Source organism: Pseudonocardia sp. TRM90224 (genome assembly GCF_021245725.1).
In the GTDB taxonomy this organism is placed as follows: Bacteria; Actinomycetota; Actinomycetes; order Mycobacteriales; family Pseudonocardiaceae; genus Pseudonocardia.
Genome location: NZ_JAJGSX010000010.1, coordinates 44,907 through 67,989, shown reverse-complemented (window position 1 = coordinate 67,989; position 23,083 = coordinate 44,907). Strand labels below are relative to the sequence as shown.

Annotated in this window: 37 protein-coding genes; 2 read left to right on the top strand and 35 right to left on the bottom strand. The window is 68.6% G+C overall.

All coding sequences use genetic code 11. The annotated features are described in order from the left end of the window. Positions 1–82 precede the first annotated feature (82 nt). From rpsD to LL648_RS18165, 6 genes are all read right to left on the bottom strand, one after another. On the bottom strand, positions 83–688 hold the full coding sequence (rpsD, locus tag LL648_RS18190; RefSeq protein WP_232663780.1) for a 30S ribosomal protein S4: 606 nt from the start codon (positions 686–688) through the stop codon (positions 83–85). Between the two features lie 17 nt (positions 689–705). Further along, entirely contained in the window at positions 706–1,113 is a 408-nt protein-coding gene (rpsK, locus tag LL648_RS18185) for a 30S ribosomal protein S11 (protein ID WP_232663779.1), read from the bottom strand. Continuing rightward, a complete protein-coding gene (rpsM, locus tag LL648_RS18180) occupies positions 1,113–1,493 on the bottom strand; it encodes a 30S ribosomal protein S13 (protein WP_232663778.1) in 381 nt (126 codons plus the stop codon). Before rpsM ends, rpsK begins: the two co-directional genes overlap by 1 nt. A 166-nt stretch (positions 1,494–1,659) precedes the next feature. Further along, positions 1,660–1,773: a 50S ribosomal protein L36 gene (gene rpmJ, locus LL648_RS18175; protein ID WP_010148647.1), complete on the bottom strand. Its 114-nt coding sequence runs from the start codon at positions 1,771–1,773 to the stop codon at positions 1,660–1,662. 25 nt (positions 1,774–1,798) lie between these two features. Then, positions 1,799–2,020 carry a translation initiation factor IF-1 gene (gene infA, locus LL648_RS18170; RefSeq protein WP_028929190.1) on the bottom strand — a complete coding sequence of 74 codons (222 nt, stop codon included), beginning with the start codon at positions 2,018–2,020 and terminating at the stop codon, positions 1,799–1,801. 199 nt (positions 2,021–2,219) lie between these two features. Beyond that, positions 2,220–2,666 (bottom strand): DUF1707 SHOCT-like domain-containing protein, encoded by a 447-nt coding sequence (locus LL648_RS18165; protein ID WP_232663777.1) that lies wholly within the window; start codon positions 2,664–2,666, stop codon positions 2,220–2,222. A 138-nt stretch (positions 2,667–2,804) separates the two neighbouring features. Here LL648_RS18165 and LL648_RS18160 point away from each other — a divergent pair, with 138 nt between their 5' ends. Continuing rightward, positions 2,805–4,121 carry an MFS transporter gene (locus tag LL648_RS18160; RefSeq protein WP_232663776.1) on the top strand — a complete coding sequence of 439 codons (1,317 nt, stop codon included), beginning with the start codon at positions 2,805–2,807 and terminating at the stop codon, positions 4,119–4,121. Between the two features lie 28 nt (positions 4,122–4,149). Here LL648_RS18160 and LL648_RS18155 read toward each other — a convergent pair whose 3' ends face one another. Next, on the bottom strand, positions 4,150–5,103 hold the full coding sequence (locus LL648_RS18155; protein ID WP_232663775.1) for an NAD-dependent epimerase/dehydratase family protein: 954 nt from the start codon (positions 5,101–5,103) through the stop codon (positions 4,150–4,152). Between the two features lie 63 nt (positions 5,104–5,166). On the opposite strand from LL648_RS18155, the gene LL648_RS18150 reads away from it, so the two are divergent. Then, positions 5,167–5,763, top strand: a complete 597-nt coding sequence (locus LL648_RS18150; protein ID WP_232663774.1) for a TetR/AcrR family transcriptional regulator — start codon at positions 5,167–5,169, stop codon at positions 5,761–5,763. 79 nt (positions 5,764–5,842) lie between these two features. On the opposite strand, the gene LL648_RS18145 is transcribed toward LL648_RS18150, so the two are convergent. The 28 genes from LL648_RS18145 to tuf all read right to left on the bottom strand — a co-directional run bounded on the left by LL648_RS18145 (position 5,843) and on the right by tuf (position 23,010). After that, positions 5,843–7,225, bottom strand: coding sequence for an NAD(P)(+) transhydrogenase (Re/Si-specific) subunit beta (locus tag LL648_RS18145; RefSeq protein ID WP_232663773.1), 1,383 nt, complete (start codon positions 7,223–7,225; stop codon positions 5,843–5,845). After that, on the bottom strand, positions 7,225–7,536 hold the full coding sequence (locus LL648_RS18140; protein WP_232663772.1) for an NAD(P) transhydrogenase subunit alpha: 312 nt from the start codon (positions 7,534–7,536) through the stop codon (positions 7,225–7,227). The genes LL648_RS18145 and LL648_RS18140 overlap by 1 nt, the downstream gene beginning before the upstream one ends. After that, a complete protein-coding gene (locus tag LL648_RS18135) occupies positions 7,536–8,642 on the bottom strand; it encodes a Re/Si-specific NAD(P)(+) transhydrogenase subunit alpha (RefSeq protein ID WP_232663771.1) in 1,107 nt (368 codons plus the stop codon). Before LL648_RS18135 ends, LL648_RS18140 begins: the two co-directional genes overlap by 1 nt. Before the next feature lie 79 nt (positions 8,643–8,721). Then, complete coding sequence (gene map, locus LL648_RS18130; protein ID WP_232663957.1) at positions 8,722–9,516, bottom strand: type I methionyl aminopeptidase; 795 nt, start codon at positions 9,514–9,516, stop codon at positions 8,722–8,724. A 42-nt stretch (positions 9,517–9,558) separates the two neighbouring features. Then, the gene (locus LL648_RS18125; RefSeq protein ID WP_232663770.1) at positions 9,559–10,119 is read right to left on the bottom strand and encodes an adenylate kinase; all 561 of its coding nucleotides are present in this window, start codon (positions 10,117–10,119) and stop codon (positions 9,559–9,561) included. A 50-nt stretch (positions 10,120–10,169) separates the two neighbouring features. After that, positions 10,170–11,477 (bottom strand): preprotein translocase subunit SecY, encoded by a 1,308-nt coding sequence (gene secY / locus LL648_RS18120; protein ID WP_232663769.1) that lies wholly within the window; start codon positions 11,475–11,477, stop codon positions 10,170–10,172. A 193-nt stretch (positions 11,478–11,670) separates the two neighbouring features. Next, positions 11,671–12,126 carry a 50S ribosomal protein L15 gene (gene rplO / locus LL648_RS18115; protein ID WP_232663768.1) on the bottom strand — a complete coding sequence of 152 codons (456 nt, stop codon included), beginning with the start codon at positions 12,124–12,126 and terminating at the stop codon, positions 11,671–11,673. Further along, complete coding sequence (gene rpmD / locus LL648_RS18110; RefSeq protein WP_232663767.1) at positions 12,123–12,353, bottom strand: 50S ribosomal protein L30; 231 nt, start codon at positions 12,351–12,353, stop codon at positions 12,123–12,125. Before rpmD ends, rplO begins: the two co-directional genes overlap by 4 nt. After that, on the bottom strand, positions 12,353–12,997 hold the full coding sequence (gene rpsE, locus LL648_RS18105; protein ID WP_232663766.1) for a 30S ribosomal protein S5: 645 nt from the start codon (positions 12,995–12,997) through the stop codon (positions 12,353–12,355). Before rpsE ends, rpmD begins: the two co-directional genes overlap by 1 nt. Positions 12,998–13,028: 31 nt before the next feature. Then, the gene (gene rplR, locus LL648_RS18100) at positions 13,029–13,433 is read right to left on the bottom strand and encodes a 50S ribosomal protein L18 (protein ID WP_232663956.1); all 405 of its coding nucleotides are present in this window, start codon (positions 13,431–13,433) and stop codon (positions 13,029–13,031) included. Beyond that, a complete protein-coding gene (gene rplF, locus LL648_RS18095; protein WP_232663765.1) occupies positions 13,433–13,972 on the bottom strand; it encodes a 50S ribosomal protein L6 in 540 nt (179 codons plus the stop codon). The genes rplR and rplF overlap by 1 nt, the downstream gene beginning before the upstream one ends. Before the next feature lie 12 nt (positions 13,973–13,984). Continuing rightward, complete coding sequence (gene rpsH, locus LL648_RS18090) at positions 13,985–14,383, bottom strand: 30S ribosomal protein S8 (RefSeq protein ID WP_232663764.1); 399 nt, start codon at positions 14,381–14,383, stop codon at positions 13,985–13,987. Between the two features lie 68 nt (positions 14,384–14,451). Further along, entirely contained in the window at positions 14,452–14,637 is a 186-nt protein-coding gene (locus LL648_RS18085) for a type Z 30S ribosomal protein S14 (RefSeq protein ID WP_232663763.1), read from the bottom strand. A 1-nt stretch (position 14,638) separates the two neighbouring features. Continuing rightward, positions 14,639–15,202 (bottom strand): 50S ribosomal protein L5, encoded by a 564-nt coding sequence (gene rplE / locus LL648_RS18080; RefSeq protein WP_232663762.1) that lies wholly within the window; start codon positions 15,200–15,202, stop codon positions 14,639–14,641. A gap of 1 nt (position 15,203) precedes the next feature. Beyond that, positions 15,204–15,518 (bottom strand): 50S ribosomal protein L24, encoded by a 315-nt coding sequence (rplX, locus tag LL648_RS18075; protein WP_232663761.1) that lies wholly within the window; start codon positions 15,516–15,518, stop codon positions 15,204–15,206. 2 nt (positions 15,519–15,520) lie between these two features. Next, complete coding sequence (gene rplN / locus LL648_RS18070) at positions 15,521–15,889, bottom strand: 50S ribosomal protein L14 (RefSeq protein ID WP_232663760.1); 369 nt, start codon at positions 15,887–15,889, stop codon at positions 15,521–15,523. After that, complete coding sequence (gene rpsQ / locus LL648_RS18065; RefSeq protein ID WP_232663759.1) at positions 15,886–16,161, bottom strand: 30S ribosomal protein S17; 276 nt, start codon at positions 16,159–16,161, stop codon at positions 15,886–15,888. Before rpsQ ends, rplN begins: the two co-directional genes overlap by 4 nt. Next, positions 16,158–16,400, bottom strand: a complete 243-nt coding sequence (gene rpmC / locus LL648_RS18060; protein WP_232663758.1) for a 50S ribosomal protein L29 — start codon at positions 16,398–16,400, stop codon at positions 16,158–16,160. The genes rpsQ and rpmC overlap by 4 nt, the downstream gene beginning before the upstream one ends. Beyond that, a complete protein-coding gene (gene rplP / locus LL648_RS18055) occupies positions 16,400–16,819 on the bottom strand; it encodes a 50S ribosomal protein L16 (RefSeq protein ID WP_232663757.1) in 420 nt (139 codons plus the stop codon). Before rplP ends, rpmC begins: the two co-directional genes overlap by 1 nt. 3 nt (positions 16,820–16,822) lie before the next feature. Beyond that, positions 16,823–17,656, bottom strand: coding sequence for a 30S ribosomal protein S3 (gene rpsC, locus LL648_RS18050; protein WP_232663756.1), 834 nt, complete (start codon positions 17,654–17,656; stop codon positions 16,823–16,825). Continuing rightward, the gene (rplV, locus tag LL648_RS18045) at positions 17,656–18,075 is read right to left on the bottom strand and encodes a 50S ribosomal protein L22 (RefSeq protein ID WP_232663755.1); all 420 of its coding nucleotides are present in this window, start codon (positions 18,073–18,075) and stop codon (positions 17,656–17,658) included. The genes rpsC and rplV overlap by 1 nt, the downstream gene beginning before the upstream one ends. Positions 18,076–18,115: 40 nt before the next feature. Continuing rightward, positions 18,116–18,397: a 30S ribosomal protein S19 gene (rpsS, locus tag LL648_RS18040; protein ID WP_020622935.1), complete on the bottom strand. Its 282-nt coding sequence runs from the start codon at positions 18,395–18,397 to the stop codon at positions 18,116–18,118. A 15-nt stretch (positions 18,398–18,412) separates the two neighbouring features. Further along, on the bottom strand, positions 18,413–19,246 hold the full coding sequence (gene rplB, locus LL648_RS18035; protein ID WP_232663754.1) for a 50S ribosomal protein L2: 834 nt from the start codon (positions 19,244–19,246) through the stop codon (positions 18,413–18,415). A gap of 13 nt (positions 19,247–19,259) precedes the next feature. After that, on the bottom strand, positions 19,260–19,559 hold the full coding sequence (rplW, locus tag LL648_RS18030) for a 50S ribosomal protein L23 (RefSeq protein ID WP_232663753.1): 300 nt from the start codon (positions 19,557–19,559) through the stop codon (positions 19,260–19,262). After that, the gene (gene rplD, locus LL648_RS18025; RefSeq protein WP_441344306.1) at positions 19,556–20,509 is read right to left on the bottom strand and encodes a 50S ribosomal protein L4, sunset domain variant; all 954 of its coding nucleotides are present in this window, start codon (positions 20,507–20,509) and stop codon (positions 19,556–19,558) included. Before rplD ends, rplW begins: the two co-directional genes overlap by 4 nt. Positions 20,510–20,538: 29 nt before the next feature. Further along, the gene (gene rplC / locus LL648_RS18020; RefSeq protein ID WP_232663752.1) at positions 20,539–21,192 is read right to left on the bottom strand and encodes a 50S ribosomal protein L3; all 654 of its coding nucleotides are present in this window, start codon (positions 21,190–21,192) and stop codon (positions 20,539–20,541) included. A 12-nt stretch (positions 21,193–21,204) separates the two neighbouring features. Beyond that, positions 21,205–21,510 (bottom strand): 30S ribosomal protein S10, encoded by a 306-nt coding sequence (gene rpsJ, locus LL648_RS18015; RefSeq protein ID WP_040804197.1) that lies wholly within the window; start codon positions 21,508–21,510, stop codon positions 21,205–21,207. A 306-nt stretch (positions 21,511–21,816) separates the two neighbouring features. Next, positions 21,817–23,010: an elongation factor Tu gene (tuf, locus tag LL648_RS18010; protein WP_232663751.1), complete on the bottom strand. Its 1,194-nt coding sequence runs from the start codon at positions 23,008–23,010 to the stop codon at positions 21,817–21,819. Between the last annotated feature and the right edge of the window lie 73 nt (positions 23,011–23,083).

Sequence of the window (23,083 nt, the reverse complement as noted above, 5' to 3'; positions counted from 1 at the left end):
CTGCGGCAACCGCTATTTGATGCCGCAGTGGGCCCCGCCACCTCCCTGCGGTGGCGGGGGTGTCGAGCTCCGCTACAAGGAACTACTTGGAGTAGAGCTCGACGATCAGCTGCTCGTTGACCTGCGTGTCGATCTGCGCCCGCTCGGGGAGCTGGTGCACGAGGATCCGCAGTGTCGAGGGCACGACCTGGAGCCACGCCGGGACCGGGCGGTCGCCGACGAGCTCCTTCGCGATGATGAACGGGTCGGTCGCCAGCGACTTCGGCCGCACATCGATCACGTCGTACTGGCTGACGCGGAAGCTGGGGATGTCCACCTTCTGGCCGTTGACCAGGAAGTGGCCGTGGTTCACCAGCTGCCGGGCCATCCGCCGCGTGCGGGCCAGCCCGGCCCGGTACACGACGTTGTCCAGCCGCGACTCGAGGATCTGCAGCAGGTTGTCACCGGTCTTGCCGGTGCGCCTGTTGGCTTCCTTGTAGTAGAGGGAGAACTGCTTCTCCAGCACGCCGTAGGCGAAGCGGGCCTTCTGCTTCTCCTGCGACTGGAGGAGGAACTCCGTCTCCTTGATCCGGATCCGGCCGTGCTGGCCGGGCGGGTAGGGACGGCGCTCGAACGCCTGGTCGCCGCCGACGAGGTCGACCTTCAGCCGGCGGGACTTGCGGGTCATGGGTCCGGTGTAACGAGCCATATCTAGCTACTCCTCCCCTAGACCCTGCGCCGCTTGGGCGGACGGCAGCCGTTGTGCGGCTGCGGGGTGACGTCGGAGATCGTGCCGACCTCGAGGCCGGCCGCCTGCAGGGAACGGATCGCGGTCTCGCGGCCGGAGCCGGGACCCTTGACGAACACGTCGACCTTCTTCATGCCGTGCTCGGCCGCCTTGCGGGCGGCGTTCTCCGCTGCCATCTGCGCGGCGAACGGGGTCGACTTGCGCGAACCCTTGAAACCGACGTGGCCCGCGGAGGCCCACGCGATCACGGCACCGGTCGGGTCGGTGATCGAGACGATCGTGTTGTTGAACGTGCTCTTGATGTGGGCGTGGCCCACGGCGACGTTCTTCTTCTCCTTGCGGCGGACCTTCTTGGGCCCGGCCTGCTGGCGAGTGCGGGGCGGCATTACTTCTTACCTGCCTTCTTCTTGCCGGCGACCGTCTTCTTCGGTCCCTTGCGGCCGCGGGCGTTGGTCTTGGTGCGCTGGCCGCGCACCGGCAGGCCCCGGCGGTGCCGGATCCCCTGGTAGCAGCCGATCTCGATCTTCCGGCGGATGTCGGCCTGCACCTCACGGCGCAGGTCGCCCTCGACGCGGAGGTTGTTCTCGATGTAATCGCGAAGGGCCGTCAGGTCCTCGTCGGTCAGATCCTTCGACCGGAGGTCCTTGTCGATCCCGGTCGCAGCCAGGATCTCCTTCGAGCGGGTGCGTCCTACCCCGTAGATGTAGGTGAGCGCGATCTCCATCCGCTTGTCGCGGGGGAGGTCGACGCCGACGAGTCGTGCCATGCGGCGGTGTTCTCCTGTCGTTCTCGTAGCCAGGTCTTCCCGACGTCCGTCCCGGTCGACTCGCTTCCGGGCCCCGGCCTGGTTCCGGGGGTGCTTGCGCCCGTGTGGCGCGGTAGGTGCGTCGGGTGCCTCTGTGTTGCGTGCGTCGCCCGCGACGTGCGGGTGATCAGCCCTGGCGCTGCTTGTGGCGCAGGTTCTCGCAGATCACCATGACCCGGCCGTGACGGCGGATCACCTTGCACTTGTCGCAGATCTTCTTGACGCTCGGTTGGACCTTCACGTCCGTACTCTCAGTCTCTCGGTGATCACTTGTAGCGGTAGACGATGCGGCCGCGGGTGAGGTCGTACGGGGACAACTCAACGACCACCCGGTCCTCGGGGAGGATTCGGATGTAGTGCTGCCTCATCTTCCCGCTGATGTGCGCGAGAACTCGGTGCCCGTTCTCCAGCTCCACGCGGAACATCGCGTTCGGCAGGGGTTCGACGACCCGGCCCTCGACCTCGATCGCCCCGTCTTTCTTGGCCATGTCCTCCGCGTTCCGTGACAGGTGTGCGTACTCTCGGAATCGTGCTGCTTGCCCGTGCAGGCACGCCGCAGCTCCGGGACCGTGAGGTGCGGGAGGCACGACGGAACCGGCGGCAAGAGGCGCGCCGAAACACCAGTGTACGTCCGTTGCGCACGGGCCCGCACATGGGGTATGTCGCGCGAGGCGCTGGCCCCGCACCTTACCCGCGCCGCAGCCGCCGGCTGATCCACACGACGAGGATGATCATCCCCCACGGCCCGGCGACCCACAGGAACCACGGGTAGATGAGCCCGTTCACGAGCACGGTGATGAGCCAGATCGTGAAGGTGACCGCACTGACCCCGGCCCACGCCGTGACCGCCTGCCGGAAGTCGTCGTCGCCCTTCGTCGGCGCCGCCGCGGCCGTCCGGGGCTCGACCGACTTCGACTTCTTCGGCTCCGGGAGATCGACGGTCAGCTTCTCGAGCTCGCCGTAGGTCCGCGCCGCGAGGGCCGCCGCCACCCGCTCGTCGAACTCGAGCACGTCGAGCCTGCCCTCGACGTGCGCGATCCGCAGCCGGTCGAGCACCTTCTCCCGGTCGGCGTCACCGGCTCGCATGTCCTCGGGGCGCACCGGCGTGCGGTCGCCATCACCAACGTCGTCCATGGCCTCCACACCTCCATCGTCCACAGAAGCGCGTCTCCGTGACACCGACGACCCGGGGTAATAGGGCGCACCGACGGGCATTTTGTCGCTAACGTCGCTCTTGACCTGCACTCGACTTCACATCGTTACGTGGGAACCATGACCTCCGCAGAGCCTTCCGCGACCCGCTCGCTGCCCCGCGCGCTGCGCCCGTTCCGCCATCGCGACTACCGGCTGCTCGTCACCTCGATGGCGTTCTCGCTCTTCGCGAGCGGCATGTGGATCGTCGCGCTGGTCTGGCAGGTCATCGACATCGGCGGGGGTCCGACGGAGCTGTCGTTCGTCGCGGCGTCGTCGAGCTTCGGCATCCTGCTCAGCGTCCTCATCGGCGGGGTCGCGGCCGACCGGCTGCCCCGGCGCGCGCTGCTGATCGCCGTCGAGATCATCCGCGTCGTCATCGCCGTCACCACCGGAACGCTCGCCGTGACGGGCACGCTGCAGCTGTGGCACCTCGTTGTGATCGCGTTCGTCGGCGGGGCCGGGGAGGCGTTCTTCTTCCCCGCCTACACGGCGCTCCTGCCGACCTTGCTGCCGCCCGACGAGCTGCTCGCCGCGAACGGCGTGGAAGGCGCACTGCGCCCGATCACGCAGCAGGCGCTCGGCCCGGCGCTCGCCGGCGTGCTGGTCGGCTGGTTCGCACCCGGCTGGTCGATCCTCATCGCGGGCGGCATCTACGGGATCGCCCTGCTCACACTGCTGGTGATGCGCGCGCTGCCGGTCCAGGCAACGGAGAGCACTTCGGTGCTGCGCGACCTCAAGGAAGGTTTCGCCTACCTCTTCCGGACGGGGTGGCTGTTCGCGACGCTCGCCTTCGCGACCCTGTACGTGCTGGTGATCATCGGACCGCTGGAGGTGCTGCTGCCGTTCGCGGTCCGCGACCAGACCGGCACCGGCGCGGGCGGGTTCGCGTTCGTGCTGAGCGCCTTCGGGATCGGCGGCGCCATCGGCTCGATCGTGGTGTCGTCGTTCCGGATGCCGCGGCGCTACCTCACGGTGATGCTGATGCTGTGGGGAGCGGGCGCGCTGCCGCTCGCCGTCATCGGCCTCACCGGCCAGCTGTGGCTGATGGGGACGGCGTCGTTCGTCGTCGGGTTCACCGGCTCGGCCGCGATGGTCATCTGGGGGACGCTGCTGCAGCGGCGCGTCCCGCCCCACCTGATCGGCCGGGTCTCCAGCCTCGACTTCTTCGTCTCGCTCGCGCTGATGCCGGTGTCGATGGCCATCGCCGGCCCCATCGGCGAGTGGGTCGGCGTGCCGACGACGTTCGTGCTGGCCGGCGCCATCCCCGTGTTCCTCGCGCTGGCCGCGATCGTCGGCTGGCGGCTGCCTGCCGACGAGATCGCGCACCCGCTGGAACCGGAGGAGCCCGTCGACAACGACGTTGTGGCTGATGTGAGCGTTCACAAACAGCCATAACGTCGTTGTCGACGGCTTACCCCCGGGGTCAGCGCGGGAGCAGCCGCACCCGCGTGCGTTCCGGGTCGCCGCGGTACCACGCCAACGTGCTCGCGATGCCGTCCACCCAGCCCGTCGCCACCCCGCCGATGACGCTGCGGTAGCGCGAGTCGTCGACCAGGAACGGCCGCTCGAACTGGTAGAGCAGGTCCGCACCTTCGCGGACGACGGGCGAGAAGAGCTTCAGCGCCGTGAGCAACGCCGGTGGGATCTGGCCGATCCGCGCTTCGTTGCCCGCCTGCCGGAACACCTCCGTCATGAACCCGCGCGCCGTCGTCGCAGGCGGGACGGGGACGTGCCATGCAGCACCCGCGGCGGCGTGGTGGGTGCCGAGCGTCACGAGCGACCTCGCGAAATCGCCGATGTACACCGCGGTCAGCGGCAGGTCGAGCGCGCCGGGCCAGCGGGCCGTCTTGCCCTTGACGGCCGCAGCGAAGATCGCCGCGCCGAGCAGCGACTCGACGTTTGGCCCGTAGAGCTCCGGGGCCCGCCCGATCACGACCTCGACCTCGCCGCGCGCGTGCGCGCCGAGCAGCATCTCGGCGAGCCAGGCGCGCAGCACACCCTTCTCGCTCACCGGGCGGTGCGGGGTGTCCTCCCGCATCGGCCCGTCGACCTCGCCGTACATCCAGGTGTCGTCGGCGAACACGAGCCGGGCGCCGGCGGCGCCGGCCGCCTCGATCAGCGCGCGCGTCGCGACGGGGAACACCGAGCGCCACCGCTCGAACGGCGGGTTCACGCAGTGGTAGACGACGTCGGCTCCCGCGCACACCGACCGCATGAGCGCGCTGTCGGACGCGTCGGCCGCTACCGGCTCGGTACCCGCCGGCGCACCGCGACCCGACCTGTTCACCGCGCGGACGGTGTGGCCGGCCGCGAGCAGCTCGGCGCAGACCGCGCTGCCCGTGCCCCCGCTCGCACCGACAACGACATGGACGCCCATCCGAACCCTCCCTCTACATCTGTAGTGGGGTGTACTCTACACCCGTAGAGGGAGGGAGCCGCAATGGACCGACGTGATCAACTCGCCGATGCGGCGCTGACCGTACTGGCCCGCTCCGGGATGCGTGGACTCACCCACCGCGCGGTCGACCGCGAGGCGGAGATCGCGGAGGGATCGACGTCCTACTACTTCCGCACCCGTGCCGCGTTGCTGCAGGGGTGCGTGGAACGCATGGCTGCGCTGACCCTCGACGAGGTCGGCGACCCGAGCGATCCCAGCGGCCCGAACGATCCGAGCGGCCCGACCGACGACCCCGCGGCCGCGCTCGAGCAGCTTGGCGAGCGCGTGTTCGCGGCCGTGCACGGCTGGGCGACGCACGACCGCGACCGGCTGCTGGCGCGCCACGAGCTGCTCCTGGAGTCGGCCCGTCGCCCCGAACTGCGCAAGGTGCTCGCAGAGGCGGCCGACCGGGTGATCACCGTCGTCGAGACGCAGGTCGCGGGCCTCGGGCTGGCCGACAGCCACGCCCGGATCGTCGACCTCGTCGGATGCATCGACGGCCTCGCGCTGAGCAAGGCGGTCGCCGGCGAGCCGATCGACGCGGCGGCCCTACGCCGCAGAGTGGACGGCCTGGTGCGCGGCCTGTTCTCAGGAGACTGACCGCACACACAGCATGGTGCCGTCACACAGGTCGTGACCTGTGTGACGGCACCATGCTGTGTTGTGTGACCTGCGGTGGCTAGAGCGCCTTGAGCTCCTCCGTCACCTCGGCCACCGACTTCTTGGCGTCGCCGAAGAGCATCGAGGTGTTCTCCGCGTAGAAGAGCGGGTTGTCGATGCCGGCGAAGCCGCTGCTCATCGACCGCTTCAGGACGATGACGCTGTGGCTCTGGTCGACGTTGAGGATCGGCATCCCGTAGATCGGCGAGCTCGAATCGGTCCGCGCCGCCGGGTTGGTGACGTCGTTCGCGCCGATCACCAGCGTCACGTCGGTGCGGGAGAACTCGTCGTTGATGTCGTCCATCTCCTTGAGCGCGTCGTAGGAGACGTCCGCCTCGGCCAGCAGCACGTTCATGTGCCCCGGCATGCGGCCCGCGACGGGGTGGATCGCGTACTTGACCTCCACACCCTTCGCTTCCAGCAGCTTCGCCATGTCCTTGACGGCGTGCTGCGCCTGCGCGACCGCCATGCCGTACCCAGGCACGACGATCACCTGCGACGCGTACGCCATCTGGATCGCGGCGTCGGCCGCGCTGGTGGAGGTGACCGTGCGGTCGACCCCGTCGTCGGCGCCGGGCAGCGTGGTCGTGCCGCCGAAGCCGCCCGCCACGATCGCGGGGATCGAGCGGTTCATCGCCTTGGCCATGAGGTTCGTGAGGATCGAACCCGAGGCACCGACGATCATGCCGGCGACGATCATCGCGGTGTTGTCGAGCGCGAGTCCGGCCGCGGCCGCCGAGAGCCCGGTCAGCGCGTTGAGCAGCGAGATCACGACCGGCATGTCGGCGCCGCCGATCGGCAGCACCACGAGCACGCCGAGCACGGCTGCGAGCACGAGCAGCAGCACGACCCAGATCTCCAGCGCCCCGCCGATCCCGGCGACGACGGCGCAGGCGATCGCGCCGAGCAACAGGACGCCGTTGACGAGCTGCTGCGCCTTGCCGAGCCCGATGGGTCGGCCCGGCAGGATCTCCTGCAGCTTGCCGAAGGCGATCAGCGAGCCCCAGAACGACACCGAGCCGACGATCGCGGCGAACATCGACGCCACGATCACGTAGCCGGGCTCGTGGTCGAACCCTGCGGTGGTGCGGAACTCCGACCACGCGATCAGCGCGACCGCGCCGCCGCCGACGCCGTTGAACAGCGCCACCATCTGCGGCATCGCCGTCATCTTGACCTGGCGCGCCGACGGCACGCCGAGCGCCGCGCCGATCACCAGCCCGATGATGATCAGCACCCAGTTGTGCCGCACCTGGAGCAACGTCGCCACGACGGCGACGGCCATGCCGACCGCGGCGATCAGGTTGCCGCGCACCGCCGTCTTCGGGCCGGTCAGGCCGGAGAGGCCGTAGATGAACAGCGCGAACGCGACGATGTAGAGGATCGGGACCAACGTGTCCATCAGGCGTCGCCGTCCTTCTTGACGGGCCGGGTCTTGAACATGCCCAGCATCCGGTCCGTGACCAGGAACCCACCGATGACGTTGATCATGCCGAACGCGATCGCGACGACCAGCAGGATCGAGTCGACGACCGACGGGTTCTCCAGCCGGCCGAGCACGATCAAGCCGCCGAGCAGCACGATCCCGTGGATCGCGTTCGTGCCGGACATCAGGGGTGTGTGCAGCGTGTTGGGCACCTTCGAGATCACGGCGAAGCCGACGAAGCCGGCCAGCACCAGGATCGCGAGGTTCGCGAGCAGTCCGGTCTCCATCACACCTCTCCTCGGGTGACGCAGCTCTTGGCCAGCACCTCGTCGTCCCAGTCGGGGGCGAGCGCCCCCTCCTTGTCCAGCATCAGTTCGAGCAGCGACGAGACGTTGCGCGAGTACAGCTCCGAGGCGTGCTCCGGCATGGTGGCCGGCAGGTTCAGCGGCGACGCGATCGTGACGTCGTGCTTGACGACGACCTCGCCGGGCTCGGTGAGCTCGCAGTTGCCGCCGCTCTCCCCCGCCATGTCGACGACGACGCTGCCAGGGCGCATGCCCTCGACCGCCTTCGCCGTGACGAGCGTCGGGGCCTTGCGCCCGGGCACGTTCGCGGTGGTGATCACGATGTCGAAGCCGGTGATCGCCGCTTCGAGCCGCTTCTGCTGCTCGGCGCGTTCCTCGGTGGTCAGCTCGCGCGCGTACCCGCCCTCGCCGGCGGCCTCGATGCCGAGGTCGAGCCACTGCGCGCCCAGCGAGCGCACCTGGTCGGCGACCTCCGGCCGCACGTCGTAGCCGGTGGTGCGGGCGCCGAGCCGCTTCGCCGTCGCCAGCGCCTGCAGGCCCGCGACGCCGACGCCCAGCACCAGCGCGGTCGCGGGCTTCACCGTGCCCGCCGCCGTCGTCAGCATCGGGAAGAAGCGGGTCGACCGCTCGGCCGCGAGCAGCACGGCCTTGTAGCCGGCGACGTTGGCCTGCGACGAGAGCGCGTCCATCGACTGCGCCCGCGAGATCCGCGGGATCGCCTCCATGGCGAACGCCTGCACGCCGGCCGCCTTCAGCGCCTTGACCGTCTCCGGCGAGGTCAGCGGCGCCAGGAACCCGATCAGCGACGAACCGGCGTGCAGCTTCGCGATCTCGTCCTGCGTCGGCGGGGCGACCTTGACCACGACGTCGGCCGACCACGGATCGCCGATCGTCGCCCCGACGTCCGCGTAGAGCTGGTCCGGCATCAGCGCGCCGGCGCCTGCTCCGGGTTCGACAACGACCTCGACCCCGCGCGAGCGGAGTTTCTCGACGACCTTCGGGACGAGCGCCACCCGCCGTTCGCCGGCGCCGGACTCGCGGGGCACACCAACAGTGGTGCGCGGCCGCGTCGCAGACTCTTCAGTCATGCGAGGAACCTAGTGCAGGTGAGCCCTCGAGCTCAGCAGGTGTGACGCAGTCGTGTATACAAAATACAAATTAATCGATTCAGACCGGCAGCGTGAGGATTTTCGGCCCGTCCTCGGTGATGGCGACGGTGTGCTCCCAGTGCACAGCGCGCTTGCCGTCGGCGGTGACGATGGTCCAGCCGTCGTCCAGCTCGATCGTGTCCGGGTCGCCCGCCGTGACCATCGGCTCGATCGCCAGCGCCATTCCGGGCCGCAGCCGCGGGCCGTGGCCGGGGTCGCCGAAGTTCGGCAGGAACGGGTCCATGTGCATCTGGCGGCCGATCCCGTGGCCGCCGAAGCCCGCGACGATGCCGTAGTCGGCGCCGTCGCGCTTGGCAGCCGCTTCGATCGAGTTCTGGATCGCGTGCGAGATGTCGGAGAGCCGGTTGCCCACCAGCGCCGCGGAGACACCCGCGTACATCGACTCCTCGCAGGTCTTGGAGAGCGCGAGGTCCGCCTCCGACACCGCCCCGACCGCGATCGTCACCGCGGCGTCACCGTGCCAGCCCTCCAGCACCGCCCCGCAGTCGATGGAGACGATGTCGCCATCGGCGAGCACCTGCGCCTTCGACGGGATGCCGTGCACGATCTGCTCGTTCACCGAGGCGCAGATCGAGGCCGGGTAGCCGACGTAGTTCAGGAACGACGGCTCCGCGCCGGCCTCGCGGATGGTCTGCTCGGCGAGGTCGTTGAGCTCGCCCGTGCTGACCCCCGGCTCCGCCTTCGCGGTGATCGCAACCAACGTGCGGGCCACCAGTGCGCCCGCCGCCCGCATCGCGTCGATCTCTGCCGGGGTCTTCAGCTCGATGTCACGGCCACGCCAGCGCGCCACCATGCCACGAACACCACCGCTGCGTCCGGAGTTCACCGCGCGCTGCTACCTCGTCCTCGTCCGGAGTGCGTCGGCGACGCGGTCGGTGATCTCCTCGACCGTGCCGACTGCGTCGATGCTCACGAGCTGCTCCCGGTAGTGCTCGAGCAGCGGGGCCGTCTCGTCGCGGTAGACCTCTTGCCGACGCCGGATGACCTCTTCGGTGTCGTCGTTGCGGCCGCGGCCCAGCAGGCGTGCCACCAGCACGTCCTCCGGAACCTGGAACTCCACGACGGCGTCGAGCACCTCGCCGCGCTCGTCGAGCAGCTGCTCCAGCGAGCCCGCCTGGCTCAACGTGCGGGGGAAGCCGTCGAGGATGAAGCCCTTGATCGCGTCTTCGTGGGTGAGCCGCTCGCGCACCATCGCAACAGTGACCTCATCGGGCACGAGGTCGCCGGCGTCCATGTAGCGCTTCGCTTCGAGTCCGATCGCCGTCTCGGCGCCCTCGGTGAGGTTGGCCCGGAACAGGTCGCCGGTGGAGATGTGCGGCACCTCCAGCCGCTCGGCCAGCCGCGTGGCCTGAGTGCCTTTGCCCGCACCCGGCGGACCCACAAGAACGAGTCGCACGCGACACCGACCTCTCCCGTTGAGAACTGAACCCCGACCCGCTCTGGACGTTAGCGCAGGAAACCGTCGTATTTGCGCTGCATGAGCTGGCTCTCGATCTGTTTGACCGTGTCCAAGCCCACACCGACCATGATCAGCACCGCGGTGCCGCCGAACGGGAAGTTCTGGTTGTTCCCGTCGCCCGTGAGGCCGAGGAAGAAGTTCGGCAGGACGGCGATGAGACCGAGGTACAGCGAACCGGGGAGCGTGATGCGCGAGAGAACGAACTGCAGGTACTCGGCGGTGGGCCGGCCGGGGCGGATGCCGGGGATGAACCCGCCGAACTTCTTCATCTCTTCGGCACGTTCTTCGGGGTTGAACGTGATGCCGACGTAGAAGTAGGTGAAGAAGATGATCAGCGCGATGTAGAGGAGGATGTGCACCCAGCTCGACTGGTCGACGAGGTAGGTCTGCACGAACTGCTGGAACGGGCCGCCGGTGTTGCCCAGCAGCTGCGCGATCAGGTTCGGCAGGAACAGCAACGACGAACCGAAGATCACCGGGATGACACCGGCCTGGTTGACCTTGAGCGGCAGGTACGTCGACGTGCCGCCGTACATGCGGCGCCCGACCATCCGCTTCGCGTACTGGACGGGGATGCGGCGCTGGCCCTGCTCGACGAACACGACGCTGGCGATGATCGCGAGACCGAAGAAGCAGACACCGGTGAAGACGAGGCCGCCCTGCTGCAGGATGTTGCCGCCCTCGGCGGGGATCCGCGCCGCGATCGACGCGAAGATGAGCAGCGACATGCCGTTGCCGACACCGCGCTCGGTGACCTGCTCGCCCAGCCACATGATGATGGCCGTGCCGGCGGTCATCGTGACGACGATGATCGAGAGCGTCCAGATGTCGTTGTTCGGCAGCACGGGCAGCGGGCAGTTGCCGTAGAGCCCGCCGCGGTCGGCGAGCGCGACGATCCCGGTGGCCTGCAGGATCGCGAGCGCGATCGTCAGGTAGCGGGTGTACTGGGTCAGCTTGTTCTGACCCGACTGCCCTTCCTTCTTCAGCTGCTCGAAGCGCGGGATCACCACGGTCAGCAGCTGGATGATGATGCTGGACGTGATGTAGGGCATGATGCCCAGCGCGAAGATCGAGAGCTGCAGCAGCGCGCCACCGGAGAACAGGTTGAGCAGCGAGTAGACGCCGGCGGCGTCGCCCTCGCTGACCTGCTTGACGCACTCCTGGACGTTCGGGAACGAGACACCGGGCGCCGGGATCGAGGCACCCATGCGGTAGACGGCGACGATCCCGAGCGTGAAGAGGATCTTCTTCCGGAGATCCGGCGTCGTCAGTGCCGACCGGAAAGCGCTGAGCACTGGCTGATCCTCCTGTACTGGTGACCCTCACAACTCCGCGGGTCGCTCGCTGCGCCGAGGCGCGACACGCTGCTGCGTTCCTGTACCGCCGGAACGCGCGGGCCGGTGGCGTCGACTCTAACAGCGGTCTCGCCGCCCCCACGGCACGGACCGGCGCGATGGCACCGGCCCGCACCGAACGGGCGCCGAGCTGTCAGAGCTCGGTAACGGTCCCGCCTGCGCCGGTGATCTTGTCACGGGCGCTGCCGGAGAAGGCGTGCGCGCTCACGGTGAGCGCAACGCCGTCGATGTCGCCGTTGCCGAGCACCTTGACGGGCTGGTTGCGGCGGACGGCGCCGGCCGCGACGAGCTCGTCGGGGCCGACCTCTCCGCCCTCGGGGAACAGCTGGGCGAGGTCGCCGACGTTCACGACCTGGAACTCGACCCGGAAGCGGTTCTTGAAGCCCTTGAGCTTGGGCAGCCGCATGTGCAGCGGCATCTGCCCGCCCTCGAAGGATGCCGGAACGTTCTTCCTGGCCTTCGTGCCCTTGGTACCGCGACCTGCGGTCTTGCCGCCCTTGCCGCCCTCACCGCGACCCACGCGGGTCTTGGCAGTCTTGGCGCCGGGAGCCGGCCGCAGGTGGTGGATCTTGATAGTGGGCTCGGTCATGACGAGCTCACCTCCTCGACCGTCACCAGGTGGCGAACGGTGTGGATCATGCCGCGGATCTGCGGGGTATCGTCCCGCTCGACCGTCTGGCGGATCTTGCGCAGGCCGAGCGACAGCAGGGTCGCGCGCTGGTTCTGCTTGCACCCGATGGTGCTGCGGACCTGCGTGACCTTCAGCTTCACGTCGCTGGTCGGCGTGCTCTGAGCGGTGGGGTTGGTGTCAGCCATCAGACCCTCGCAGCCTGTGCGGCTTCCGCGCGAGCGCGCAGCATCTCGGCAGGTGCGACGTCCTCGAGCGGGAGGCCACGGCGAGCGGCCACCTCCTCGGGGCGCTGGATCATCTTCAGCGCCGCGATCGTCGCGTGCACGACGTTGATCGCGTTGTCGCTGCCGAGGCTCTTCGACAGGATGTCGTGGATCCCGGCGCACTCGAGGACCGCGCGCACCGGACCACCGGCGATGACACCGGTACCGGGGCTGGCCGGACGCAGCATGACCACGCCGGCCGCGGCCTCACCCTGCACGCGGTGCACGATCGTGCCGCCGATGCGCGGGACGCGGAAGAAGTTCTTCTTCGCCTCTTCGACGCCCTTGGCGATCGCCGCGGGCACCTCCTTGGCCTTGCCGTAGCCGACACCGACCATGCCGTCGCCGTCGCCGACGATCATCAGCGCGGTGAAGCTGAAGCGCCGACCACCCTTGACGACCTTCGCGACGCGGTTGATCGTGACCAGCCGCTCGATGTACGGGGTCTTGTCCTGGGCCGCCCCGCCACGGCCTCCGTCGCGGCGGTCGCGGCGGTCGCCCGAGTTGCTGCGCTCGCCACCAGGCCCTCCGGGCCCACCGCCGTCACGCCGTGTGCGTCCCGGCATCAGACGTTCCCTTCCATGTGAACAACCATCATCAGAACTCCAGCCCGCCTTCACGAGCGGCGTCGGCCAGAGCGGCGATGCGGCCGTGGTAGTCGTAACCACCGCGGTCGAACACCACTGCCGTGACGCCGGCCTCGCGGGCGCGGGCGGCAACGAGCTCGCCGACCTTGGCCGCGCGGGCCTTCTTGTCGCCGTCCAGTGCGCGGACGTCGGCCTCCATGCTCGACGCCGCTGCCAGCGTGTGGCCGGCGAGGTCGTCGATGAGCTGCACCACGATGTGGCGCGAGCTACGGTTGACGGCCAGGCGCGGACGCTCGGCAGTGCCGCTGACCTTCTTGCGCAGGCGTGCGTGGCGGCGGGTACGCGAGGTACGCCGCTTGGCCGACACCTGGGAGGCGGTCCGCTTCTTGGCGGCCGCGGAAATCGTCTCGGCCATCACTTACCCGTCTTTCCGACCTTGCGCCGGACGACCTCGCCGGCGTAACGCACACCCTTGCCCTTGTAGGGCTCCGGCTTGCGAATCTTCCGGATGTTCGCGGCGGTCTCGCCGACCAGCTGCTTGTCGATGCCGGACACCGAGAACTTGATGGGCGACTCGACCGCGAAGGTGATGCCCTCCGGCGGCTGGATGACGACGGGGTGGCTGAAGCCGAGCGAGAACTCCAGCGCAGAGCCCTTGAGCGCGACGCGGTAACCGACGCCGACGATCTCCAGCTTCTTCTCGTACCCGGCGGTGACGCCGATGACGAGGTTGTTGACCAGCGTGCGCGACAGGCCGTGCATGGCCTTGTTGCGGCGCTCGTCGTCCGGTCGCTTGACCAGGACGGCACCGTCGTCACCGCGCTCGACCGTGATCGGCTCGATCACCGTGTGCGACAGCGAGCCCTTCGGGCCCTTGACGGTCACCGTGCGGCCGTCGATCTTCACGTCGACCCCGGACGGCACGGTGATGGGCAGCTTCCCGATTCGGGACATGGTGTTACCCCCTCACCAGACGTAGGCGAGGACTTCCCCGCCCACGCCGTTCTTCTTCGCCTGCTGATCGGTCTGCAGGCCGCTCGATGTCGAGATGATCGCGACACCGAGGCCGCCGAGGACCCGCGGCAGGGTGCTGGACTTCGCGTACACCCGCAGGCCGGGCTTGGAGACCCGGCGCAGGCCCGCGATGCTGCGCTCGCGGTTGCGCCCGTACTTCAGCTCGATGACCAGGGACTTGCCGACTTCGGCGTCCTCGACGGCGTGCGATGCGATGTAGCCCTCCTTCTGGAGGATCTCCGCGATCGCGACCTTGAGCTTGGAGTGCGGCATGACCACGCGGTCGTGGTACGCCGAGTTGGCGTTGCGCAGACGCGTGAGCATGTCTGCGATGGGATCGGTCATCGTCATGTGATGTCGCTACTTTCCCGCCTGGTTCCCCCGGGAGTGCCGGGGGCCTGTGGCGATCAGGGGTGCTGTTACCAGCTGCTCTTGCTGACGCCCGGCAGCTCGCCGGCGTGCGCCATCTGACGGACGCAGATCCGGCACAGGCCGAACTTGCGCAGCACGGCGCGCGGGCGGCCGCACTTCTGGCAACGGGTGTAGCCGCGCACCTTGAACTTCGGCTTGCTCGCGGCCTTGATGACCAGCGCCTTCTTCGCCATCTCACGCCTCCTTAAATGGGAAGCCGAGCTGGCGGAGGAGTGCGCGGCCTTCCTCGTCCGTCGTGGCCGTGGTGACGACCGTGATGTCCATGCCGCGCGGGCGGTCGATCGAGTCGGGGTCGATTTCGTGGAACATCGACTGCTCGTTCAGCCCGAACGTGTAGTTGCCACGGCCGTCGAACTGGTTCGGCGACAGGCCGCGGAAGTCACGGATACGCGGGAGCGCGATCGTCAGCAGGCGGTCGAGGAACTCCCACATGCGGTCGTTGCGGAGGGTGACCTTCGCACCGATCGGCATGCCCTCACGCAGCTTGAACTGCGCGATGGACTTCGTCGCCCTGCGGACCTGCGGCTTCTGGCCGGTGATGGTGGCCAGGTCGCGCACCGCGCCGTCGATCAGCTTCGCGTCGCGGGCGGCGTCGCCGACACCCATGTTGACGACGACCTTCACGACACCGGGGATCTGCATGACGTTCGCGAACTCGAACTGCTTCTGCAGCTCACCCGCGATCTCGTCCTTGTAGCGCTGCTTGAGGCGGGGGTTGATCTTCTCCGTCGTGGTCATCTCAGATCTCCTTCCCGGAACGCTTGGAGATCCGGACGCGCTTGCCGTCGTCGGTGGTCTTCTTGCCCACGCGGGTCGGCTTGCCGTCGGAGTCGACCACCATCACGTTGGAGACGTGGATGGCCGCCTCGGTGGTGATGATCCCGCCGGACTGGGCACCACGCTGGTTCTGGGTGATCCGGGTGTGCTTCTTGATCCGGTTCACGCCTTCGACCAGCACGCGGTCCTTCTCCGGGTAGGCCTGGATGACCTTGCCCTTCGCGCCCTTGTCCTTGCCGGCGATCACGAGGACCGTGTCGCCCTTCTTGACCTTCATGTTCAGAGCACCTCCGGCGCGAGGGAGATGATCTTCATGAACTTCTTGTCGCGGAGCTCGCGACCGACTGGTCCGAAGATGCGGGTCCCTCGCGGCTCGCCGTCCGGCTTGATCAGCACGGCGGCGTTCTCGTCGAACCGGATGTAGGAACCGTCCGGGCGGCGCCGCTCCTTGACCGTGCGCACGATGACGGCCTTGACGACGTCACCGCGCTTCACGCCGGCGGCGGGGATGGCGTCCTTCACCGTGGCGACGATGATGTCGCCGATGCCGGCGTAACGACGTCCCGATCCGCCCAGCACCCGGATGCACAGGATCTCCTTGGCACCGGTGTTGTCCGCGACACGCAGCCGCGACTCCTGCTGGATCACTTCGCCTTCTCCAGGATCTCCACGAGCCGCCAGCGCTTGGTGGCCGACAGCGGGCGGGTCTCCATCAGCCGGACGCGGTCGCCGACGCCGGCCGTGTTGGCCTCGTCGTGCGCCTTGACCTTGCTCGTCCGGCGGATGACCTTGCCGTACAGCGGGTGCTTCACGCGGTCCTCGAGGGACACGACGATCGTCTTGTCCATCTTGTCGGACACCACGAGGCCCTCACGGACCTTCCGCTCACCGCGCTGCTTCTGAGTCGTGTTGTCGCTCATGCCGCGCCCTCGTCGTTCTCATCGGGGGCGGCCGAGAGGCCCAGCTCACGCTCACGCATGATCGTGTAGATCCGCGCGATGTCGTGCCGGACGGTACGCAGCCGCCTGTTGTTGTCCAGCTGCCCGGTCGCCATCTGGAAGCGGAGGTTGAACAGCTCCTCCTTGGCCTCCCGCACGCGCAGCACCAACTCCTCGTCGGTCAGCTCGCGCAGCTCGGCGGCGGTCGTCGAGGCGGCCATCAGATGTCACCACCCTCACGGGTCACGATCCGGCACTTCATCGGCAGCTTGTGGATCGCGCGGCGAAGCGCCTCGCGAGCGGTCTGCTCGTTGGGGTAGCTCATCTCGAACAGCACCCGGCCGGGCTTGACGTTGGCCACCCAGAACTCGGGCGACCCCTTACCGGAACCCATGCGGGTCTCAGCAGGCTTCTTGGTGAGCGGGCGGTCCGGGAAGATGTTGATCCAGACCTTGCCGCCACGGCGGATGTGCCTGTTGATCGCGATACGGGCCGACTCGATCTGCCTGTTGGTGACGTAGGCCGGCTCGAGCGCCTGGATCCCGAAGTCGCCGAAGCTGACACGGGTGCCGCCACTGGCCGCCCCGGTCCGGTGCGGCCGGTGCTGCTTGCGGTGCTTGACCTTGCGGGGGATCAGCATGACCTACGCCTCCCCACCACTGGTCTCGTTCGACTCGACGGTCGCGGTGGCGGTGCCGCCACCGGTCGCCTGCTCGGCGGCCGCGCGACCGGCGTCGGTGCCACCGGAACCGGTGGTGCCGCTCGCACCCGAACGACGACGGGCCGGACGCTCGCGACGCGGGCCACGGCCCGGGTCGGCAGCGGCGGCGGGCACGCCCTCACGGCGGCCACCCACGACGTCGCCCTTGTAGATCCACACCTTGACGCCGATGCGACCGAACGTCGTGCGGGCCTCGAACAGGCCGTAGTCGATGTCGGCGCGCAGCGTGTGCAGCGGCACGCGACCCTCGCGGTAGAACTCCGACCGCGACATCTCAGCGCCGCCAAGGCGACCGGAGCACTGCACCCGGATGCCCTTGACCTGCGGAGAGCGCATCGCGGACTGGATGCCCTTGCGCATCGCCCGGCGGAACGCCACGCGGTTGGACAGCTGCTCGGCGACCGCCTGGGCCACGAGCTGCGCGTCCGACTCGGAGTTCTTGACCTCGAGGATGTTCAGCTGGACCTGCTTCTTGGTCAGCTTCTCGAGGTTGCCGCGGATGCGGTCGGCCTCAGCGCCGCGCCGGCCGATGACGATGCCCGGACGCGCGGTGTGGATGTCCACCCGGACGCGGTCGCGGGTGCGCTCGATCTCGACCTTGGAGATGCCGGCCCGCTCCATGCCCTTGGAGAGCATGCGGCGGATCGCGACGTCTTCCTTGACGTACTCGGCGTACTGCTTGTCGGCGTACCAGCGCGACTTCCAGTCGGTGGTGATACCCAGCCGGAAACCGTGCGGGTTGATCTTCTGACCCATTAGCGGGCCCTCCCCTTCGCACCGCGAGCGCCGCGCCCGGTCTTCTCGGGCTGCGACTCGACCTCGACGGTGATGTGGCTCGTGCGCTTGCGGATCCGGTACGCGCGGCCCTGGGCCCGCGGACGGATGCGCTTGAGCGTCGGGCCCTCGTCGGCGGTGGCGACGGCCACCACCAGCGTGTCGCGGTCCATGTCGTGGTTGTTCTCGGCGTTGGCGGCCGCGCTGGCGACCACCTTGAACAGCGGCTCGGCCGCCGCCTGCGGCGAGAACCGCAGGATGTCGAGAGCTTCGCCGACCGGACGGCCCTTGATCAGCGCAACCACGCGCCGGACCTTGGTCGGCGACATGTGCACATAACGCGCCACTGCGCGCGCCCGAGCAGGCTCGAGCGCGGCAGGGCTCTGGCTGTTGTCAGCCATGTTTACTTCCACCCTTTCCTAGTCGCTACTCGGAACCTGCTCAGCGCCTGCGCGCCTTGCGGTCGTCCTTGATATGGCCCCGGAAGGTCCGTGTGGGGGCGAACTCCCCCAGCTTGTGGCCGACCATCGAGTCCGACACGAAGACCGGCACGTGCTTGCGGCCGTCGTGCACCGCAATCGTGTGGCCGATCATGTCGGGGATGATGGTGGACCGACGGGACCAGGTCCGGATGACGGTCTTCTTGCCCGACTCGTTGAGGGCGTCCACCTTCTTGAGCAGGTGGTCGTCCACGAACGGGCCCTTCTTCAGGCTGCGCGGCATCTTTTACCTCCCTGCTCAGCGCTTCTTGCCGGTACGGCGCCGGCGGACGATCAACTTGTCGGACGGCTTGGTGCGGCGGGTACGCCCCTCGGGCTTACCTGCGGGGTTGACCGGGTGGCGACCACCGGAGGTCTTGCCCTCACCACCACCGTGCGGGTGGTCGACCGGGTTCATGGCGACACCACGGACGGTCGGGCGCTTGCCCTTCCACCGCATGCGGCCGGCCTTGCCCCAGTTGATGTTGGAGTGCTCGGAGTTGCCCACCTCGCCGACGGTGGCGCGGCAGCGCACGTCGACGTTGCGGATCTCCCCCGACGGCAGCCGGAGCTGCGCGTACGGGCCGTCCTTCGCAACGAGCTGCACCTTCGCACCGGCCGAGCGAGCCATCTTCGCGCCGCCGCCGGGGCGGAGCTCGATCGCGTGGATCACGGTGCCGGTGGGGATGTTGCGCAGCGGCAGGTTGTTGCCGACCTTGATGTCGGACTTCGGGCCGGCCTCGACCTTGTCGCCCTGCTTCAGCTTGTCCGGCGCGATGATGTAGCGCTTCTCGCCGTCGGCGTAGTGCAGCAGTGCGATGCGGGACGTGCGGTTGGGGTCGTACTCGATGTGCGCGACCTTGGCCGGGATGCCGTCCTTGTCGTTGCGGCGGAAGTCGATGACGCGGTAGGCGCGCTTGTGCCCGCCGCCCTGGTGCCGGGTGGTGACCCGCCCGTGCACGTTGCGCCCGCCCTTGCTGTGCAGGGGACGGATCAGCGACTTCTCCGGCGTCGACCGGGTGATCTCGGCGAAGTCCGACACGCTCGAGCCACGACGGCCCGGGGTGGTCGGCTTGTACTTACGGATGCCCATGTTCGTCAGCCCCTCAGCTCGCCCGGCCGCCGAACACGTCGATGGTCCGGCTCTCCTCGGAGAGCGTGACGATCGCGCGCTTGGTGTCCTTGCGCTTGCCGTAGCCGGTGCGGGTGCGCTTGCGCTTGCCCGTGCGGTTCAGGGTGTTCACGCTGAGCACCTTGACGCCGAACACCTTCTCGACGGCAATCTTGATCTCTGTCTTGTTCGCATCCGGTCGGACGACGAAGGTGTACTGGCGCTCTTCGAGCAGCCCGTAGCTCTTCTCCGAGACCACCGGCGCGATCAGGATGTCGCGCGGGTCGGGAATCACTTCTCCTCCTTACGCTGCGACGGGGGCAGCTGGAAACCTGCCGCCTCTGCCGCCTCAGCGGAGGCGAACCACACCTCGGCGACCGTGCGGGCGTAGAACGAGCTGCCCGGCACGTGGTAGAGCATCGAGTCGGCGTTGCCCTTGACGGGGAAGCCCTCGGGCTGCGAACCGTCGGCGAGCGGCGCGTGGCTCTCGGGACCGAACTCCCCGGCGTCGCCATCGGCCTTGTCCTCAGCCTTGCCCGCGGCCTTGTCCGCTGCCTTCTCGGCGGCGGGGGCCTTGGTCAGGCCGAGCGCCTCGCTCTCGCGAGCCGAACCCTTGGCGCTCTTGCGCGTCGGGGTGGCGATCGGGCCGGCCAGGAAGGCGTCGTACGCCTCCTGCGTGAAGACCACGACGTCGTTGACGAGCACGTCGTAGGTGTTCAGCTGGTCGGGGGTGATCAGGTGCGCGGCCGGGAGGTTGCGCAGCGAGAGCCACGTGACCTCGTCGTCGCGACCGAGCACCACGAGCGCCCGGACGTCGTTGCCGCCGATCAGACCCTCGAGGGCGACCCGGGCCGACTTCGTCGAAGGCGTCTCGTCGGTGACCAGCGAGCCGACCACGTGCACCAGGCCGGCGCGGGCGCGGTCGGAGAGGGCACCGCGCAGCGCGGCGGCCTTCATCTTCTTCGGGGTCTTCTGCGTGTAGTCGCGCGGCGTGGGGCCGTGCACGACACCACCGCCGGCGAACTGCGGCGCGCGGGTCGAGCCCTGGCGGGCGCGGCCGGTGCCCTTCTGGCGGTACGGCTTCTTGCCGCCACCACGGACCTCGCCACGGGTCTTCGTGTCGTGCGTGCCCTGGCGGGCCGCGGCCAGCTGGGCCACGACGACCTGGTGCATCAGCGGAACATTCGCCGTCACGTCGAAGACGTGCGCGGGGAGCTCCACCTTCACGGGCTTCACGGCCTTCACGGACGCGGCCGACTTCTCGGTCTTGACGCTCACTTGGCACCACCCTTCGCTGCCGTCTTGACCAGCAGGAGGCCGCCACGAGGGCCGGGAACGGCACCCTTGAGCAACAGCAGGCCGCGGTCGGCGTCGACGCGGTGGACCGTGAGGTTCTGCGTCGTGACGCGCGCGACGCCCATGCGGCCGGCCATGCGCAGGCCCTTGAAGACCCGGCCGGGGGTGGCGCAGCCGCCGATCGAACCCGGCGAGCGGTGCTTGCGCTGGGTGCCGTGGCTGGCGCCGAGGCCCTTGAAGCCGTGGCGCTTCATGACACCCGCGGTGCCCTTGCCCTTGCTGGTGCCGACGACGTCGACCACGGTGCCGGCGTCGAAGACGTCAGCGGTGATCTCCTGGCCGACGGTGTACTCGCCGGCGTCGGTCGTGCGCAGCTCGACCAGGTGCCGGCGCGGCGTGGTGCCCGCCTTGGCGAAGTGGCCGGTGCGCGGCTTGTTCACCTTGCGCGGGTCGATCGCGCCGAAGGCGAGCTGGACGGCGACGTAGCCGTCGTTCTCCTCGGTACGCACCTGCGTCACCACGTTCGGGCCCGCCTGGACCACGGTGACCGGCACGACCCGGTTGTTCTCGTCGAATACCTGGGTCATCCCGAGCTTGGTGCCCAGGATCCCGGTGATCTGCCTCTCGCTCATTCTCCGTCAGCCCTACTGGATGTTGACGTCGACGGACGCGGGGAGGTCGATGCGCATGAGCGCGTCGACCGTCTTCGGCGTCGGGTCGAGGATGTCGATCAGCCGCTTGTGGGTGCGCATCTCGAAGTGCTCGCGCGAGTCCTTGTACTTGTGCGGCGAGCGGATGACGCAGTAGATGTTCTTCTCCGTCGGCAGCGGCACCGGCCCGACGACCCGAGCGCCCGTACGCGTGACCGTCTCCACGATCTTGCGTGCGGAGGCGTCGATGGCCTCGTGGTCATAGGCCTTCAGCCTGATGCGGATCTTTTGTCCCGCCATGGTCGTCGGTCGTCCTCTTCTTCCTGCCGCTCATGTACGCGTGCTCCGGGTGGCGCACACATGGAGGAGCCCCTGGCGGGTCTCACTCGACGTGGCTCCGGTCCACGAGGTCGGGCGTGTCGCCCTCAACCCGCATACCGGTCCCCGGATCACCCGCGTCCCCAGGGGGGTCGCTGTGCTCGGGGGCTGGCGCCAGGCCCGGCGCGCGCGGATCGAAGCCCGCGCGCGCCGAAGCCCTACGCGCAACCCGTCAAGGATGCCACACGAAAATGGGGCACCCGTGACCGGGGGGTGTGACTGGCCTTACTACTTGATGATCTTCGTGACCTGACCGGCGCCGACCGTGCGACCACCCTCGCGGATGGCCAGCTGGAGGCCCTCCTCCATGGCGATCGGCTGGATCAGCGAGACGCTCATGGTGGTGTTGTCACCAGGCATGACCATCTCGGTGCCGCTGGGCAGGGTCACAACACCGGTCACGTCCGTCGTGCGGAAGTAGAACTGCGGCCGGTAGTTGTTGAAGAACGGCGTGTGGCGGCCGCCCTCGTCCTTGGACAGGATGTAGACCTGCGCCTCGAACTCGGTGTGCGGGGTGATCGAGTTCGGCTTCACGACGACCTGGCCGCGCTCGACGTCCTCGCGCTTGATGCCGCGGAGCAGCAGGCCGACGTTCTCACCGGCACGCCCCTCGTCGAGGAGCTTGCGGAACATCTCGACACCGGTGACGGTCGTCTTGGTCGACTTCTCGCGGATGCCGACGATCTCGACCTCCTCGTTGACCTTGACGATGCCGCGGTCGATCTTGCCGGTGACGACGGTGCCACGACCGGTGATCGTGAAGACGTCCTCGATGGGCATGAGGAACGGCTTCTCGGTGTCGCGCTGCGGCTCCGGGATCGACTCGTCGACCGCGTCCATCAGCTCGAGGAGCTTGGCGCCCCACTCCGCGTCGCCCTCGAGCGCCTTGAGCGCCGAGACACGCACGATCGGGAGGTCGTCGCCCGGGTACTCCTGGGCCGAGAGGAGCTCACGGACCTCCAGCTCGACGAGCTCGAGGATCTCCTCGTCGTCGACCATGTCGGCCTTGTTGAGCGCCACGACGATGTACGGCACGCCGACCTGGCGGGCGAGCAGCACGTGCTCACGCGTCTGGGGCATCGGGCCGTCGGTCGCCGCGACCACCAGGATGGCGCCGTCCATCTGCGCCGCACCGGTGATCATGTTCTTGATGTAGTCGGCGTGCCCGGGGCAGTCGACGTGCGCGTAGTGCCGCTTCTCGGTCTGGTACTCGACGTGCGCGATCGAGATGGTGATACCGCGCTGGCGCTCTTCCGGCGCCTTGTCGATCATGTCGAACGCCGAAGCCTCGTTGAGGTTCGGGTACTTGTCGTGCAGAACCTTGGTGATTGCCGCCGTCAGCGTGGTCTTGCCGTGGTCGATGTGACCAATGGTGCCGATGTTGACGTGCGGCTTGGTCCGCTCGAACTTCGCCTTCGCCACTGGGGGATCCTCCTGGACTGGTGAATTTCTCCGCCGTGCTGACGGCAGGTCTGTGGTTGTTGCAGGTACGGGT

What these genes read in the sequence shown, in the direction of transcription:
- rpsD (WP_232663780.1), bottom strand. Translation starts at nt 688, where the DNA reads ATGGCTCGTTACACCGGACCCATGACCCGCAAGTCCCGCCGGCTGAAG.
- rpsK (WP_232663779.1), bottom strand. Translation starts at nt 1,113, where the DNA reads ATGCCGCCCCGCACTCGCCAGCAGGCCGGGCCCAAGAAGGTCCGCCGC.
- rpsM (WP_232663778.1), bottom strand. Translation starts at nt 1,493, where the DNA reads ATGGCACGACTCGTCGGCGTCGACCTCCCCCGCGACAAGCGGATGGAG.
- infA (WP_028929190.1), bottom strand. Translation starts at nt 2,020, where the DNA reads ATGGCCAAGAAAGACGGGGCGATCGAGGTCGAGGGCCGGGTCGTCGAA.
- LL648_RS18165 (WP_232663777.1), bottom strand. Translation starts at nt 2,666, where the DNA reads ATGGACGACGTTGGTGATGGCGACCGCACGCCGGTGCGCCCCGAGGAC.
- LL648_RS18160 (WP_232663776.1), top strand. Translation starts at nt 2,805, where the DNA reads ATGACCTCCGCAGAGCCTTCCGCGACCCGCTCGCTGCCCCGCGCGCTG.
- LL648_RS18155 (WP_232663775.1), bottom strand. Translation starts at nt 5,103, where the DNA reads ATGGGCGTCCATGTCGTTGTCGGTGCGAGCGGGGGCACGGGCAGCGCG.
- LL648_RS18150 (WP_232663774.1), top strand. Translation starts at nt 5,167, where the DNA reads ATGGACCGACGTGATCAACTCGCCGATGCGGCGCTGACCGTACTGGCC.
- LL648_RS18145 (WP_232663773.1), bottom strand. Translation starts at nt 7,225, where the DNA reads ATGGACACGTTGGTCCCGATCCTCTACATCGTCGCGTTCGCGCTGTTC.
- LL648_RS18140 (WP_232663772.1), bottom strand. Translation starts at nt 7,536, where the DNA reads ATGGAGACCGGACTGCTCGCGAACCTCGCGATCCTGGTGCTGGCCGGC.
- LL648_RS18135 (WP_232663771.1), bottom strand. Translation starts at nt 8,642, where the DNA reads ATGACTGAAGAGTCTGCGACGCGGCCGCGCACCACTGTTGGTGTGCCC.
- map (WP_232663957.1), bottom strand. Translation starts at nt 9,516, where the DNA reads ATGGTGGCGCGCTGGCGTGGCCGTGACATCGAGCTGAAGACCCCGGCA.
- rplO (WP_232663768.1), bottom strand. Translation starts at nt 12,126, where the DNA reads ATGACCGAGCCCACTATCAAGATCCACCACCTGCGGCCGGCTCCCGGC.
- rpmD (WP_232663767.1), bottom strand. Translation starts at nt 12,353, where the DNA reads ATGGCTGACACCAACCCCACCGCTCAGAGCACGCCGACCAGCGACGTG.
- rpsE (WP_232663766.1), bottom strand. Translation starts at nt 12,997, where the DNA reads ATGCCGGGACGCACACGGCGTGACGGCGGTGGGCCCGGAGGGCCTGGT.
- rplR (WP_232663956.1), bottom strand. Translation starts at nt 13,433, where the DNA reads ATGGCCGAGACGATTTCCGCGGCCGCCAAGAAGCGGACCGCCTCCCAG.
- rplF (WP_232663765.1), bottom strand. Translation starts at nt 13,972, where the DNA reads ATGTCCCGAATCGGGAAGCTGCCCATCACCGTGCCGTCCGGGGTCGAC.
- rpsH (WP_232663764.1), bottom strand. Translation starts at nt 14,383, where the DNA reads ATGACGATGACCGATCCCATCGCAGACATGCTCACGCGTCTGCGCAAC.
- LL648_RS18085 (WP_232663763.1), bottom strand. Translation starts at nt 14,637, where the DNA reads ATGGCGAAGAAGGCGCTGGTCATCAAGGCCGCGAGCAAGCCGAAGTTC.
- rplE (WP_232663762.1), bottom strand. Translation starts at nt 15,202, where the DNA reads ATGACCACGACGGAGAAGATCAACCCCCGCCTCAAGCAGCGCTACAAG.
- rplX (WP_232663761.1), bottom strand. Translation starts at nt 15,518, where the DNA reads ATGAAGGTCAAGAAGGGCGACACGGTCCTCGTGATCGCCGGCAAGGAC.
- rpsQ (WP_232663759.1), bottom strand. Translation starts at nt 16,161, where the DNA reads ATGAGCGACAACACGACTCAGAAGCAGCGCGGTGAGCGGAAGGTCCGT.
- rpmC (WP_232663758.1), bottom strand. Translation starts at nt 16,400, where the DNA reads ATGGCCGCCTCGACGACCGCCGCCGAGCTGCGCGAGCTGACCGACGAG.
- rplP (WP_232663757.1), bottom strand. Translation starts at nt 16,819, where the DNA reads ATGCTGATCCCCCGCAAGGTCAAGCACCGCAAGCAGCACCGGCCGCAC.
- rpsC (WP_232663756.1), bottom strand. Translation starts at nt 17,656, where the DNA reads ATGGGTCAGAAGATCAACCCGCACGGTTTCCGGCTGGGTATCACCACC.
- rplV (WP_232663755.1), bottom strand. Translation starts at nt 18,075, where the DNA reads ATGGCTGACAACAGCCAGAGCCCTGCCGCGCTCGAGCCTGCTCGGGCG.
- rpsS (WP_020622935.1), bottom strand. Translation starts at nt 18,397, where the DNA reads ATGCCGCGCAGCCTGAAGAAGGGCCCGTTCGTGGACGACCACCTGCTC.
- rplB (WP_232663754.1), bottom strand. Translation starts at nt 19,246, where the DNA reads ATGGGCATCCGTAAGTACAAGCCGACCACCCCGGGCCGTCGTGGCTCG.
- rplC (WP_232663752.1), bottom strand. Translation starts at nt 21,192, where the DNA reads ATGAGCGAGAGGCAGATCACCGGGATCCTGGGCACCAAGCTCGGGATG.
- rpsJ (WP_040804197.1), bottom strand. Translation starts at nt 21,510, where the DNA reads ATGGCGGGACAAAAGATCCGCATCAGGCTGAAGGCCTATGACCACGAG.